Here is a 13,626-nt window from a genome sequence, read left to right on the forward strand (position 1 = left end):
TGCAGTTATGGCCCGGCGGTTTGGGCGCGGGCCTGCCTGGTGCCTGTGGCACTGTCAGGCGATAATATCCGGGGTCAGCCGGTCTTCGATCAAGGCGATCTTGTCCTTGAGGATGAGCTTTTGTTTCTTCAGGCGGCGGATTGTCAGCTGGTCGCTGGTCGGGCGCTCTTCCAGCGCGCCGATTGCTTCGTCCAAATCACGGTGCTGCCTGCGGAAAACCTCCAGCTCAACCTTGAGGACCTCATCTGTCTTCATCGACACATCTGTGGGTGCGTTCATTGGCGACTCAGTAAAGCTTAGGAATGAAGTGAGGCTGAAGATACTTCCTTAACTGCTTTTCCGCTAGACCTATGGGCACATGCTCTTGTGAAACCAGCAAGAACTTCCCATATTCTTCTGGAAGCGGCCGCCTGTTACGGGGCCGCGCGCATCCGTCGCTTTGGCATAAAGGACGAACACCGTGTCGAAACTTACCTTGGGCTCTTACCCGCATATGCTGGGGTTCGAGCAGCTGGAACGCCTGCTGGAACGCTCGGCGAAATCGGGCAACGAAGGCTATCCTCCCTATAATATCGAACAGACTTCCGACCATTCCTACCGCATCACCCTGGCCGTGGCCGGGTTCGCCGAAGAGGACCTGGCGATCACCGTCGAGGACCGCCAGCTGGTGATCCGCGGCCGCCAGCGCGACGACAGCGAGGGGCGGGTGTTCCTGCACCGCGGCATTGCGGCGCGCCAGTTTCAGCGCATGTACGTGCTGGCCGATGGCGTCGAAGTGGGCGAGGCGGTGATGGAAAACGGGTTGCTGCATGTGGATCTGACCCGTGCCCGGCCCGAAACCGTGGTTCAGACAATCAACATCAAAAAGGGGTAAGAGCAATGCATACACCGTTTGATTTCAGCCAGGGCGCAGACCGGACCGTCTATGTAAAGGCGGTTGCGGTGGCAGATCTTCCCAAAGACGTGCAGGACAGCGCGGGCGGCCATGCGCAGCTTTATGCGGTGCATGACGCGGAAGGCGGCCAGCTGGCGCTGGTGGCCGACCGCCATCTGGCCTATGTGCTGGCCCGGCAGAACGACATGACACCGGTTTCGGTGCATTGACGTCCGGGTAGCCGGGGCGCATCCGCCCGAAAGCGCTTGATTTTCCCAACAGCAGGCTCCCATTTTGGGGGCCTGAATTGTTTTGAAGACACCAGGTTCAAGGAAGGCGCATTTGATGTTCCGAACAATCCGCCCGATCGCAGCTGCATTGGGATTTGCCCTGCTGGCCGCTCCCGCTGCTGCCGATCCGTTTGTCAAATGCGTGCAGGGGCAGCTGGCGGATCTGGGATATGATCCCGGCCGCCGTGACGGGGTGCTGTCGCAGGCCACACTGCGCGCCTGGACGTCCCTGCGGCAGATACCCGCCGCGGCAAAGGCCGGGCATCTGGCGGGCCTGCCTGCGCTGACGCAGAAAACCGCGATCCATTGGTGCAGGGAGCTGCCGGCGCTGAAATCCGGGTTGGAAAAGCACCTGCCGTCAGCGGCGCAGGTCCGGGTTCTGGCAGATTCGCCAAACGCGGAAAAAGGCGTCCGGCAGGCCTATAAACGGACCCTGCGGTTCATGGACAGGGAATACGGTATCGTACTAGCCGGCAATATCGGCATCGCCGCTGCAGGAAATACCAAGACGGTTCAAACCTATGTGCGCCGTCTGCTCAGCCAGATGTCCAGCGCCCGGTTCAACCCGGATGCATCTATTGCCGCCCATTGCAACAAACCCTTTGGCGTCGCGGGGGCGGCCTATCTGAAATTCATGTATATCTGCTGGGACAATCCGCATCAGGCGGACAAGGCCTGGCTTAAGCGCTCGCGCAAATGGCTGGGGGCAATGATGGCGCATGAATACATGCATCTGGTGCAGGCGGAACTGGGCGGTGGCCGTGCAGAAGGGTTCAACGGTGCGGCGGTGCGGCGCCGGATGGGGCCCTCCTGGCTGGTGGAGGGCAGCGCCGAGCTGGTGGCGGCGCGATTTGGCAAGAAGGCCTTGCGCCTGCGCGCGCCGGGTCTGTCCGAGCTGCAGGATGCGTCCCTGAAATCGACGCAAAACCTAAAGGCAATGCGGGCACCTAGGACGGTCCGTACCGAAGGCGACTATGACTTTTCGCATTTTGCAGTGCATATTCTGACCCGGATACATGGCGAGGATGCCCTGTTTGGGTTCTGGAGGCAGCTTAGCACCGGCAAGAGCTGGGATCAGGCATTTCAGGATACATTCGGCACCGGCTTGAGCGCATTCGAGGCGCAGGTCATGGAACTGCGCAAGACACCGGGGGCTGCAAAGGCCTATATTGCGCAAATGCGGCGGAGGAACGCGTGATGACGGACTTCAATTTTGACTGGGTGGATGCCTTCTCGGGCCGCGCTTTTGGCGGCAATGGCTGCGCGGTGGTGCATGGGGCGGCACATCTGCCCGAGTCTGTCTGCACCGCTTTCGTGCGGGAGACCTCGCTGGTGGAATGCACGTTCACTGGCCCGTCCGACGCGGCGGATGTGAAGGTGCGGTATTTCCTGGCCAGCCGCGAAATCCCCTTTGCCGGTCATCCGACAATTGCGACGGTGGCGGCGATGCGGGACCGGGGGCTGATCGCCGGGGACAGCATCACGCTGGAAACCGGGGCGGGGATTGTGCCGGTGACGCTGGAGGATGATCTGATTTCGATGACCCAGGTGGCGCCTGAATTCGGCCCCTTTGCCGATCCCGCGCTGGTGGCGGCGGCGGTGTCGCTGCCGGTAGAGGCGATCATGGGCCGCCCGCAGAAGGTTTCGACCGGGCTGCCGTTCTGCGTGACGGTCCTGCGCGACCGCGCGGCCCTGGAGGCGGCAGAGCTGAACCTGGAGGCGCTGGCAGCGCTGGGCAATTCCCTGGGTGCCGATGGCATCGACATGATGGAGCCGTTTCTGGTGGTGCTGGAGGGCGCGACAGAGGCCGGTGATACGTTTTCGCGCCTGCTTATGGCGCCGCCGAGCCCGCCGGAGGACCCTTTTACCGGCTCCGCGACCGGCGCCATGGCGTCGTATCTGTGGCGCCACGGGCTGATGGAAAGGTCTGAGTTTACCGCCGAGCAGGGCCATGGCCTTGGCCGTCCCGGCCAGGCACGGGTGGTGCGGATCGGGTCTGCGGATGCGATTGAGGGCGTGCAGGTGGCGGGCGAAGGCTTTGTGCTGATGCGCGGCACGGTGGATTTGCCGGACACCGTTTAGGTTTCAGGGGATCTGCAGGCGCTTCCTGGCGGATCCAGCTGCGGGTCCGGCGCCATAACGGCACGGCGGCGGCCATGGCCCTGCGGGGCGGGCAGCAAGCGCTTTTCCTTTACCGAATTTTAGAGGCGCATGGCGGATAGTCTCAAAAAACCGCATTTGCCTCAAAATAGGGAAAGTAAGAATTGCTTCAAAATCAGACGCCCCAACCGCCTCAATTGCGCCGGCATCCGGACACAAAAGAAGCAGAGAGGCTGGTCCGGCTGGCAAAATCCGAATCCCTGGGCGACGGCGGCATCCGGACATCGCATATCCTATCGGACGCGCTGGCGGCAGACCCCTGCCACCACGAAGCGCAGGTGCTGCAGGAGCGGCTGCATCAGGCGTTTGTGCCCCGCTGGCATTTCCCGATGCTTGCGGACAAGGCCCGCAACCGGGCCTATGCCCAGGCCATCGCGGCCAAGGTGCGGCCGGGGGATGTGGTGCTGGATATCGGCTGCGGTGCGGGTCTTACGGCAATGCTGGCAGCACGGGCCGGGGCAAAACATGTCTACACCTGCGAGCAGCAGCCGCTGATTGCCAGGGCAGCGGAGCAGGTTATCGCGGATAACGGGCTGAGCAGCCGGATCACGGTCATTCCGAAATGGTCCCACGATATTGTCATAGGCGAGGATATGCCGGAGCAAGCGGATGTGGTGATCTCAGAGATCGTCGATACTGTATTGCTGGGTGAGGGGGCGCTGGCGACACTGACCCATGCCATGGGCGCGCTGGCCAAACCGGATGCGCGGGCGGTGCCTGAACGGGGAACGTTGAAAGCGCAACCGGTGGAATGCAGCGGGCTGCTGGATCTGTGGCGGCCGCAGGAGGCGGAGGGCTTTGATCTGAGCGCCTTTCACCCCTTTGCCCGCGTTGCCCAGCTGACGCCGAATGATCTGGAAACCTGTGCGCTGCGGCCTTTGGGGATGGCAAAGGACCTGTTTCAATTTGATTTCACCCGGCCGGACATTAACCCGGCGCGGGCCGCCAAAGATCTCATCTGTGCAGGCGCCGGCACCATCCATGCGGTCTTTGTCAGTTTTGAGATGGAACTGGCCCCCGGCATTCTGGTGTCAAACGGCTTGCAGTCCGGCGGCCATTGGGGGCGGACGGCGTTTCTGCTGGATCAGCCGGTGTTTGCGGAGGCCGGCGCGCAGTTGCGGGTGACCGCGCAGCATGACGCGTCGCAGCTGAGCCTGTCGGTGCACGGATTGGCACCCCGCGCCGGGGATGCGGAATCTGCTGCCCTGTGGGTGACCGGGGCACGCAAGGGCGGGTACACTCTGCGCGTCCGCGACCGGATAACCCCAGCGGAAAGTGCGGTCCAGGCTCCGCAGATTGCTAAAGGTTCCGGCAATCAGGCGCAGTCTTACCACTAAGCAGGCTGACTGGAAACGGAAGCGGCCCGCCAAAGGGCGGGCCGCTTTCTTGTTTCTTCAGGCTGTCCGGATCAGCCGGAGATCAGCCCCATGCTTTCCAGCTTCAAGAGCACTTGGTGGGCGCAGTTGTCGACGTCGACGTTTTCAGTCTCAACCGACAGCTCGGGGTTCTGCGGCACGTCGTAGGGGTCGGAAATGCCGGTGAACTCCTTGATCTTGCCTTCACGCGCCAGCTTGTACAGGCCCTTGCGGTCGCGGCGTTCGCACTCCTCGATCGTGGTGGCAACATGCACTTCGACAAAGGCGCCGAAGGCTTCGACGTCTTCGCGCACGGCGCGGCGGGTGGTGGCATAAGGCGCGATCGGGGCACAGATTGCGATGCCGCCGTTCTTGGTGATCTCAGACGCCACGTAGCCGATGCGGCGGATGTTGAGGTCGCGGTGCTCTTTCGAGAAGCCCAGCTCGGAGCTGAGGTTTTTCCGTACAATGTCGCCATCCAGCAGGGTCACCGGGCGGCCGCCCATTTCCATCAGCTTGACCATCAGCGCGTTGGCAATAGTGGATTTGCCGGAGCCGGAGAAGCCGGTGAAGAACACGGTGAAACCCTGCTTGGAGCGCGGCGGCTTGGTGCGGCGCAGTTCCTTCACAACCTCGGGGAAGGAGAACCACTCGGGGATTTCCAGGCCTTCGGCCAGACGGCGGCGCAGTTCGGTGCCGGAGATGTTCAGGATGGTGACGTTGTCGCGATCTGCAATCTCGTCGTTCGGCTCGTACTGGGCGCGCTCCTGCACATAGACCATGTGCTTGAAATCGACCATTTCGCAGCCGATTTCGGACTGGTTGGCGCGGTACAGCTCCTGGGCATCATAGGGGCCGTAGAAGTCTTCGCCAGCCGAGTTCTTGCCCGGGCCTGCGTGGTCGCGGCCAACGATGAAGTGGGTGCAGCCGTGGTTGGCGCGGATCAGGCCGTGCCAGACAGCTTCGCGAGGGCCGGCCATGCGCATGGCCAGGTTCAGCAGCGACATCGAGGTGGTGGCAGCCGGATATTTGTCCAGCACCGCCTCGTAGCAGCGCACGCGGGTGAAATGGTCCACATCGCCCGGTTTGGTCATGCCGACAACCGGATGGATCAGCAGGTTGGCCTGGGCTTCCTTGGCGGCGCGGAAGGTCAGCTCCTGGTGGGCGCGGTGCAGCGGGTTGCGGGTCTGGAACGCAACCACTTTGCGCCAGCCGACTTTGCGGAAATAGGCGCGCAGCTCGTTCGGGGTGTCGCGGCGGCCGCGGAAGTCATAATGCACGGGCTGCTGGATGCCGGTGACCGGACCGCCGAGGTAGATCTTGCCGGCCTGGTTGTGCAGGTAGTTGACAGCCGGGTGCGCATCGTCGTCGGCGCCAAACACCTTCTCCGCTTCGCGCGATTTGTTCGGCTCCCAGCGGTCGGTGACGGTCATGGTGCCCAGGATCACGCCTTCCTGGTCGCGCAGGGCGATGTCCTGGCCGATTTCGATGCTGCCGGCAAAGTCTTCGGACACATCCAGGGTGACCGGCATCGGCCACAGAGAGCCGTCGGCCAGGCGCATGTTCTCGACAACACCGTTATAGTCGTCTTCCGACAGGAACCCTTTGAGCGGGTTAAAACCGCCGTTCATCAGAAGTTCCAGGTCGCAGATCTGGCGCGGGGACAGGTCCCAGCTGGTCAGGCCGGCTGCTTCGACCTTCAGTTTCTGCGCGCTTTCGTAGGAAACATAGAGCTCTGGGATGGGAGCCAGGTTGCTTTGCATAGGATGAGTCCTGTGTTTGAGAGGGGGCAGGCCGCTTGCCGCGCCTGTAAGTTCCGCGTGCAGCGCGTTGTATTCTGCGAGCTTGCGGGCGAGGAATTGATCGGTGAGACGCATTTTTTCCACCGCGCCCCGGGTGGTCAGCGAATAGGCAAACCGCTGGCGTTTGTCGGGGCCGGAACGGCTGCTGATGGTGATCAGGCCGGATTCGGCGGCACTGCGCAATTGCGTGTTCAGCCCGCCTAGCGAAATCCCCAGCGCAGCAGCCGTGGCCCGCTGCGAAGCATCCGGCGCCGCATCAAGCTGGCGCAGGAGCCGGAAGAGCAGATCTTCCTCGTCAGGGGTGGATATGGTCTGGGTTTCTGGCACGGCTCAACGGATCAAAGTGTGTTCACGCGTGAACGCATTGCATGGTTTGTCAGCAAAGCAAAGTGCAAATTCCGAAGGATTGGCGATTTTCTGCTGCGTTGTTTTGCTGCAACGGGGCAGGGCGGACGGCAGGTTATCCACCTTGGGCGGGCTGATGCGGGCCGCCTGTCCGGCTTGTCTGGCAGCGGCGGACAGGTGTTTTGCGCAGGCTGCGGCCGGCTTAACGCTGTTCTGCGGCCAGGGTCCGCGGCAGGGCAGCAGCAAAGGCCACGGGCAGGGCCTGGAGCGGTTCGGCAACGCCGCGCAGCTCAAAGGCCTCAAGCGCCAGATGATCCGAGTCGTACCCGGCGGCTTCCAGCACGCGGGCTGATATCAGAAGCTCGACGCCCAGATCCTTGGTCTTGGCCTCCAGCCGGCTGGCGGTGTTGACGCTGCCGCCGATGATGGTGCGCGGCGCATGGCCGGCGCTGCCGATTTCGCCCAGAACCAGCTCGCCCAGATGGATGCCGATACCAATGCGGATCTCGGGTTCGCCATCCGCTGCCAGCTGGGCATTGAAGTCCTGCAGCGCATGGCCGATGGCGGTGGCGGCGTCCAATGCGGCCTGGGCCGAGCGGGCGGGGGAGCGGGCCTCGAACAAAGCCAGCAGGCCGTCGCCAAGGTATTTGTCCACGGTGCCGCCGGCGCCGGTGACGGCGGGCACGATGGCGTCAAAGAAGCGATTGAGCAGGAACACCACGTCATAGGGCAGCTGGCCGGCGGTGCGGGCGGTAAAGCCGCGCATGTCCAAAAACAGAATGGCAAGCTGCTGTTCACTGCCCTGGCTGGCATGGGCGCGGCCCTTTTGCCCGTCGGGGCGGAACATGCGGGTGACGGTCAGCGGCGCCTCTGGCCGGATCTGGCAGGCCAGCCGCATGTTGGCGGGGGCTTTGACCCGTTCCAGGCTGCGGGCCTCTGGCGGGGCGGGCGGCGGCAGGTGATCGCCGCCTTCGTCCACTACTACCCGGCAAGTGGTGCAGCGCCCCTTGCCGCCGCAGAGCGAGGTATGCTGGACCCCGTTGGCCTGGGACATCTGCAGCAGGGTCATGCCGCGTTCGGCGCGGATTTCGGGACCGAAGGCATAGCGGATCTGCACTGCCCGGCGGCGGCGCAGCAGCCGGGCCAGCAGATGGGCCGCCGATGTCAGTCCCAAAAGGATGAGGAAACCGGTGAACCAGCGGCTGTCGGCCTGGACCAGTTCGGCAAAATCCTCGCGGCTGGGCCAGTTGAAATCCGCCATCAATCCGGCGCGCCGGCTGCCTTCGGTAAACAGGTCATAGATGCGGCGGCCTTCGGTCAGAAGACCCGCCAGGGCAAAGCCGGGAATAAAGACCGCCAGCCCGGCCATCCAGGGGATCAGCGGCCGCCACCAGCGGGTCAGGCGCAGCCAGTAGTGCAGGCCCATGCAGCCGTGGATCCATACCGCCAGCAGCAGCGCGCTTTGCTGCCAAACCTCAGGGGAGGCCCACATCAGCACGATTTGATAAGGGTATTCATCGTTGACGCCGTAGATTTCATGCGCATAGCGGGTGAACACCAGATGGCTGAGCAGCTGCAGCGGGATCAGCAGGCCCAGCAGGGTTTGCAACCCCTCGCCGAAGTGCATCCTAAGGCTGCGGCGGCGGGCCAGGTTCCACAAGGCAAGGCCCGCGTGCAGGATCAGCGAGGCATAAAGGATCAGGCCGCCTGCCCGGCTGCGGGTGATCAGCTGGCGGATGTCCTGGAAGTCATCCATCCATTCGGGCGACAACAGCCCCAGGCCGATGTTTATGAAATGGAAGAAGGCATAGGTAAGCAGCACCAGCCCGGTGATGATCCGGGTGCGGCTGATCCAATTGCCTTGCCAGAGTGCGCTTGCCACCCCGGTCCTCCTGTTTCGCGGTTTCCGGGGTGCAGACTGCGGCGGGCAGGCGCGCCGGTCAAGGCAGCACGGCGTTTACACCGGGGGCCGGTCTGCCAGCAGGCGGCTTTCCTTTTGTTTCAAAACCCTGCGGGCGGCAGGGTAGCCGCTGCCGCCGGCCAGTGCGAGATCGGGGAACAGCGCCAGGATCTCCTGCCTCGCGGCGGCACCGCCGCCGTCCAGAAGCTGGCTGCCGGGCTGGAAGCTTTCGGTCCAGAGACCGTTTGAGAACACCGCCTGATGGCGCTCGAACAGCAGGTGCACATAAGTGGTTCGGGCGACCAGCTGTCTGGCGACGCCCGGATGCGCCTGCAGGTGGGCGGCGGCAGAGAGCACCTCCGGCTCTTCGAACAGCATCTGGCAGGCGGCGCCTTTCAGCAGCAGCCGGTGCTGCGGCGAGATCCAAAGATCCTGGGCAGGCTGGCCGGGGCCAAAGGCATCGGCCGCAACCCGCACCGGCTGCAGATGCGGGCAGGCCTGTATCCAGTCAGGCCCTATCCGGCGGATGCCAACCCAAAGAACCGGTTGAAAACCATTGTCTCGGGTCAGCACCCGGTCGCCGGGGCGTAGCTGTTCCACCGGGCGCAGGCCCTGGTCGGTGCAGATGGCGGTGCCGGTCACGAAACAAGGCACAAAGCTGTCGTATTGGGAGGTGCCGGTATTGCTGCCGGAGGTTTTCTGGTACCGCGCGCCGTCCTTCAGCGGGGTATCGGTGGAATACCCCCAGACATCCTGCGTGACGCCGTTCCGGGAAAACACGGTGATGGTGATGACCGGGCCGAACGGATTGCCGCCGGTATCAAGCTGTTGCACGTAGTGGTGCGATTCGGCCTCGACCGGGGTGCCGCTGGCCACCATGGAGCCGCCATCGACGATGGTATGGCCGCCTGACTGGTCATCCTCCATCGTATCAGCATCGCCGGCAGTGTCGTCGAGAGTGACCTGTTCGATGGCGTAGCTGGAATCATAGATGAAAACCGTGCCAACGGGGGTGTCCGAATTGTTGATGATCGAGCTGCCCGGCGTCATATGGGGGGAGCCGTCATCGACGGTAAAAGCGTCCGCATTGAACGCGCTTAAAGTTCGTATCGCCATTTCAGCCCCCCGGCAGAACGATCTGAGGTGCAGTCGCTTTCGCGAGGGTTTTGCGGTGTTTTGTCTAATGCCGGGTTAAGGCGCCGCAGAAAGGCAGATGAATTTTTCGATGCCTGTTTGGCTAAGTGCGGTCACGTGTGAAATGCTGTTTTAGTCATGCATTTCAGAGGTTCGTTTGCTTGATTATGGCCTGCGGCGAACCGGCGCAGGCGGCCGCGCCGCATGGCCGCGCCGGGCCTGCGGTCCTTACTGCCGGCCAAAGGTAAAGCTAAACGGGTTGGCTGAGTTTCAGCCTTCCGCGGGCAGGCTCAGCCCTCCAGCCCCCAGCCGTCCGGTGCGAACCCGTGGGACAGCGCAGCGCGGGTGGCCACTTCCTCGCCGATCCAGATGCCGGTGGCGGAAATGATCTGCTCCGGCAGGGTGGTGATCAGGCAGGGGGTGCCGTCTTCGGTGTTCTCTGCGCTGACCCAGCTGCAGCTGTAGCCCTCGCGGCTGAGTTCTTCGGCCAGGGGCTGCCAGTCAGCGCCGTCGCGGGCGGGGACAAAGAAGTAATCAACGTCCGCCGCCTCGGGCAGGCCGTGTTCGGCCCGCAGATCGTTGAACGCCGCAACAGTTCCGGCCCGCTGGGTTTCGAAATCATGCGGCATCCGGGCCTACTCCTGCTCAGCCAGGAAGCGTTCGGCGTCCAGTGCTGCCATGCAGCCCATGCCGGCTGAAGTGACCGCCTGGCGGTACTTGTGGTCGGTGAGGTCGCCAGCGGCAAAGATGCCGGCAATCGAGGTTTCGGTCGAGCCGGGTTTGACCTGGACATAGCCGCCGTTGTGCAGCTCCAGCACGTCCTTGACCAGCTCATTGGCGGGGGCGTGGCCGATGGCGACAAAGACGCCTTTGCAGGGAATTTCCTTTAACTCGCCGGTTTGCACGTTCTTGACCACGATGCCCTCAACCCCCAGCGGGTTTTCGGTGCCCACGACCTCTTCCAGGGTGTGGAACCACAGCGGTTCAATCTTGTCGTTCTTCATCAGGCGGTCGATCAGGATCTTCTCTGCGCGCAGCTCGTCGCGGCGGTGGATCAGGGTCACCTTGGAGGCGAAATTGGTCAGAAACAGCGCCTCTTCCACGGCGGTGTTGCCGCCGCCGATCACCACGATCTCCTGACCGCGGTAGAAAAAGCCGTCGCAGGTGGCGCAGGCGGAGACGCCGAAACCTTTGAATTTTTCTTCCGATTCCAGACCCAGCCATTTGGCACGGGCACCTGTCGCCAGGATCACCGCATCGGCAGTGAAGGTTGTGCCGCTGTCGGCCTTGGCCACAAACGGGCGCGCGGACGTATCGAGCGAGGTGATATAGTCGCCGATGACCTCGCAGCCCATCGCCTGGGCGTGCTCCTGCATCTTGATCATCAGGTCGGGGCCCTGCACCTCGGTGAAGCCGGGGTAATTCTCGACCTCGGTGGTGGTGGTCAGCTGGCCGCCGGGCTCAATGCCCTGAACCAGAACCGGTTCCAGCATGGCACGGGCGGCATAGACCCCTGCGGTATAGCCTGCAGGCCCGGAGCCGATGATCAGAACCTTGGTGTGGCGCGTCTCGCTCATGTGTGTTCCCCACGTAATGCAGCCTGGCGGGCGTGCCGCCGTCAGACACTGCATATAGCGGCAGGGACCGCGGGCTTAAACCCCCAAGGCTTGGCATGCGGCGGGGTGCAAATCTGCCGGGGAGGCGCGCATTGCGGCTTGCGCCTTTGGGGTGCAAAGAATATTGCGCGACGATGAAACATTATTGCGCGGCCCGGCGGCGGTGCTATAAGAAACGCAAATTCCACAGGAGCTTTGAACATGGTCACAACCCGCCTTGATCCGATTGATCGCAAGATTCTGTCGGAGCTTCAGGCCGATGGGCGGATGACCAATGTGGAGCTGGCCAAGCGGGTCGGCATTTCGGCGCCGCCCTGTCTGCGCCGGGTGCGCGCATTGGAGGAGGCCGGTCTGATTCACGGCTACCACGCCGATGTGAATTCCCGCGAGCTGGGGTTCGAGGTGCAGGTCTTTGCCATGGTGGGGCTGGAAAGCCAGGCCGAGGTGGAGCTGAGCGCCTTTGAGGAGAAATGCCGCAGCTGGCCCTTGGTGCGCGAGTGCCACATGCTGAACGGCGAGGTGGATTTCATCCTGAAATGCGTCTCACCGGATCTCAGCACCTTCCAAAGCTTCCTGACCGGCGATCTGCTGACCACGCCGAATGTGGCCAGCGTCAAGACCTCGCTGGTGATCCGCGGCGCCAAGGATGAACCGGGTGTGCCCTTTGAGGTGCTGGAAGAGCGGCTGGCCCGCGAGGCATAAGGTGCGAACACGCAGCGGTTTGACATGAAAAGCCGGGCAGCAGCGTGCCCGGCTTTGTTGTGTATTGCGGGGCCGTCAGGCGCCCCTTCAGCTTACAGAACGGCCGGGCTGGATCTGTTGCTGCCGGCCCTGGAATAAGCCAGCGGGCCAAAGTCCCGGATGCTGTCGGCATGGGCAAACATGTTCAGAAACAGTGTCTTGATCGCGTAACTGGCCAGTTTCAGCGCATCCGGTCCCGGATGGTAGGTCTCAAATTCCAGCCCGCCGATGGTGATTGCTGCGTGACGCGGCAGGCAGAGGTGGTACATGTCCACCGGCGTCGGCGGAGCGGTTTCAAAGATGCTCATTCCGTCCTGGAACTCCGCAACCGGGGTCAGCAGCTGTCCGCTGTCCGCGCTCTGCAGGTGCGGCGGGGTGCGCAGCAGCCGTGCCGCAGGTCCGGCAACAAGGCTGGAAGCCGGTTTTTGCAGGCCCAGGCTGTCGGCCATGAAACTGGTCAGGCGGTGGCTGCGGCCGCGGCTTCCGGGGCGTGCGGGCAGAATGCTGGTGTGGCCGATCCAGACAAGCGGCTGGCTGCCGCCGCCGCTGGTCAGGATGTCATCGCCGGGCAACAGGTCTTCGATGGCAACCGGGCCGTTGGCGGTTTCCACCAATGAGCCGCGGGAAAATGCGCAAAAGGCGTCTTCGAACAGCGGCAGGGCAGGCGCAATGTGGCGGGTTTCGGAAATCGCACCGCTGGGCAGGAGGCTGCTGACCTCATAGCGCCGCAATTGCGGCTTGGTTGCACTGCGCAGCGCTGCCGGATCCTGCAGGAACGCATTGGCTTCAATTGCATTGGCTGCAGCTTTCTGCAGCGAGTGGGCGATGGTCATGCTGCCACCTTTCCTTTCAAACTGCCCGTTTGCATCGGCCCCCACCGGCAACACAGACGTGCTTGAACGTTATGTATGTGCTCTAAATGGCGGGATTTAATTCTAATTGTCAAAAAATCTGAAGCAAACTGGTTAACATCAGGCCGGTCCTGACACCGTTGCGGGCGGGTTCCGGCGGCAGGCCGGAGCGGAGTTAAGACGATTCGGCTAAGGAAGCGTCAAGCGGCCGCCGGCGTTTGCTTAGACCGGTTGGGTGCCCTGACGGCGGCTGGCCGGGCTGGCGCGTTTGCGCCAGGGGAGGCCGCCGGCAGGGCACCCGTCCCCGGCGTTAACCCAGTTTCTGCTTTGCGGCCCGGCTGCGGGGCTGGCTGCAAGTCTGGCCATCGCGGCGGCGCGCGGCGGCCCAAGGCAGAGTCACGGTCTCGCTCTTGGCGGAGCGGATGATGGAGGCAATAAAACGCTTGTTCATCTTCATGGTCTGGTCTGTCCTTCGCCCGGCAGCCGGCCTGGATGCGGGGCTGCTGCTAGTGTTGTTCTGACCTTTTTATGGGTAACCTTTGCGCCGCGAATATGACC

The 13,626-nt window shown here is 63.1% G+C and carries 14 protein-coding genes; 6 read left to right on the forward strand and 8 right to left on the reverse strand.

What is annotated here, in order from left to right:
- Nucleotides 1–54: 54 nt before the first annotated feature.
- Nucleotides 55–279, reverse strand: coding sequence for a YdcH family protein (locus L1069_RS15040; RefSeq protein ID WP_129370208.1), 225 nt, complete (start codon nucleotides 277–279; stop codon nucleotides 55–57).
- Nucleotides 280–460: 181 nt separating this feature from the next.
- Here L1069_RS15040 and L1069_RS15045 point away from each other — a divergent pair, with 181 nt between their 5' ends.
- The 5 genes from L1069_RS15045 to L1069_RS15065 all read left to right on the forward strand — a co-directional run bounded on the left by L1069_RS15045 (nucleotide 461) and on the right by L1069_RS15065 (nucleotide 4,661).
- Nucleotides 461–874 carry an Hsp20 family protein gene (locus L1069_RS15045; RefSeq protein WP_205877370.1) on the forward strand — a complete coding sequence of 138 codons (414 nt, stop codon included), beginning with the start codon at nucleotides 461–463 and terminating at the stop codon, nucleotides 872–874.
- Nucleotides 875–879: 5 nt separating this feature from the next.
- Nucleotides 880–1,104, forward strand: coding sequence for a DUF1150 family protein (locus tag L1069_RS15050; protein WP_129370209.1), 225 nt, complete (start codon nucleotides 880–882; stop codon nucleotides 1,102–1,104).
- A 115-nt stretch (nucleotides 1,105–1,219) separates the two neighbouring features.
- Nucleotides 1,220–2,362 (forward strand): hypothetical protein, encoded by a 1,143-nt coding sequence (locus tag L1069_RS15055; protein WP_237456208.1) that lies wholly within the window; start codon nucleotides 1,220–1,222, stop codon nucleotides 2,360–2,362.
- On the forward strand, nucleotides 2,362–3,246 hold the full coding sequence (locus tag L1069_RS15060; protein ID WP_129370211.1) for a PhzF family phenazine biosynthesis protein: 885 nt from the start codon (nucleotides 2,362–2,364) through the stop codon (nucleotides 3,244–3,246). The genes L1069_RS15055 and L1069_RS15060 overlap by 1 nt, the downstream gene beginning before the upstream one ends.
- A 215-nt stretch (nucleotides 3,247–3,461) precedes the next feature.
- Nucleotides 3,462–4,661, forward strand: coding sequence for a 50S ribosomal protein L11 methyltransferase (locus L1069_RS15065; RefSeq protein ID WP_237456209.1), 1,200 nt, complete (start codon nucleotides 3,462–3,464; stop codon nucleotides 4,659–4,661).
- Between the two features lie 71 nt (nucleotides 4,662–4,732).
- On the opposite strand, the gene L1069_RS15070 is transcribed toward L1069_RS15065, so the two are convergent.
- The 5 genes from L1069_RS15070 to trxB form a co-directional block, all read right to left on the reverse strand.
- Complete coding sequence (locus L1069_RS15070; RefSeq protein WP_129370213.1) at nucleotides 4,733–6,808, reverse strand: bifunctional sulfate adenylyltransferase/adenylylsulfate kinase; 2,076 nt, start codon at nucleotides 6,806–6,808, stop codon at nucleotides 4,733–4,735.
- Nucleotides 6,809–7,028: 220 nt separating this feature from the next.
- On the reverse strand, nucleotides 7,029–8,708 hold the full coding sequence (locus L1069_RS15075) for an adenylate/guanylate cyclase domain-containing protein (RefSeq protein WP_237456210.1): 1,680 nt from the start codon (nucleotides 8,706–8,708) through the stop codon (nucleotides 7,029–7,031).
- Nucleotides 8,709–8,783: 75 nt separating this feature from the next.
- On the reverse strand, nucleotides 8,784–9,842 hold the full coding sequence (locus L1069_RS15080; protein ID WP_237456211.1) for a Hint domain-containing protein: 1,059 nt from the start codon (nucleotides 9,840–9,842) through the stop codon (nucleotides 8,784–8,786).
- A gap of 308 nt (nucleotides 9,843–10,150) precedes the next feature.
- Nucleotides 10,151–10,489, reverse strand: coding sequence for a ribonuclease E inhibitor RraB (locus tag L1069_RS15085; RefSeq protein ID WP_237456212.1), 339 nt, complete (start codon nucleotides 10,487–10,489; stop codon nucleotides 10,151–10,153).
- Nucleotides 10,490–10,495: 6 nt separating this feature from the next.
- Nucleotides 10,496–11,437, reverse strand: coding sequence for a thioredoxin-disulfide reductase (gene trxB / locus L1069_RS15090; RefSeq protein ID WP_129370217.1), 942 nt, complete (start codon nucleotides 11,435–11,437; stop codon nucleotides 10,496–10,498).
- A 240-nt stretch (nucleotides 11,438–11,677) separates the two neighbouring features.
- Here trxB and L1069_RS15095 point away from each other — a divergent pair, with 240 nt between their 5' ends.
- Nucleotides 11,678–12,178 carry an Lrp/AsnC family transcriptional regulator gene (locus tag L1069_RS15095; protein WP_027258143.1) on the forward strand — a complete coding sequence of 167 codons (501 nt, stop codon included), beginning with the start codon at nucleotides 11,678–11,680 and terminating at the stop codon, nucleotides 12,176–12,178.
- Between the two features lie 92 nt (nucleotides 12,179–12,270).
- Here the strand turns inward: L1069_RS15095 and L1069_RS15100 are convergent, their stop codons facing one another.
- Nucleotides 12,271–13,050, reverse strand: a complete 780-nt coding sequence (locus L1069_RS15100) for a Hint domain-containing protein (protein ID WP_129370218.1) — start codon at nucleotides 13,048–13,050, stop codon at nucleotides 12,271–12,273.
- 328 nt (nucleotides 13,051–13,378) lie between these two features.
- A complete protein-coding gene (locus tag L1069_RS15105; protein WP_164982704.1) occupies nucleotides 13,379–13,525 on the reverse strand; it encodes a hypothetical protein in 147 nt (48 codons plus the stop codon).
- Nucleotides 13,526–13,626 lie beyond the last annotated feature (101 nt).

This window comes from Leisingera sp. MMG026, assembly GCF_021654205.1.
Classification (GTDB): Bacteria; Pseudomonadota; Alphaproteobacteria; order Rhodobacterales; family Rhodobacteraceae; genus Leisingera.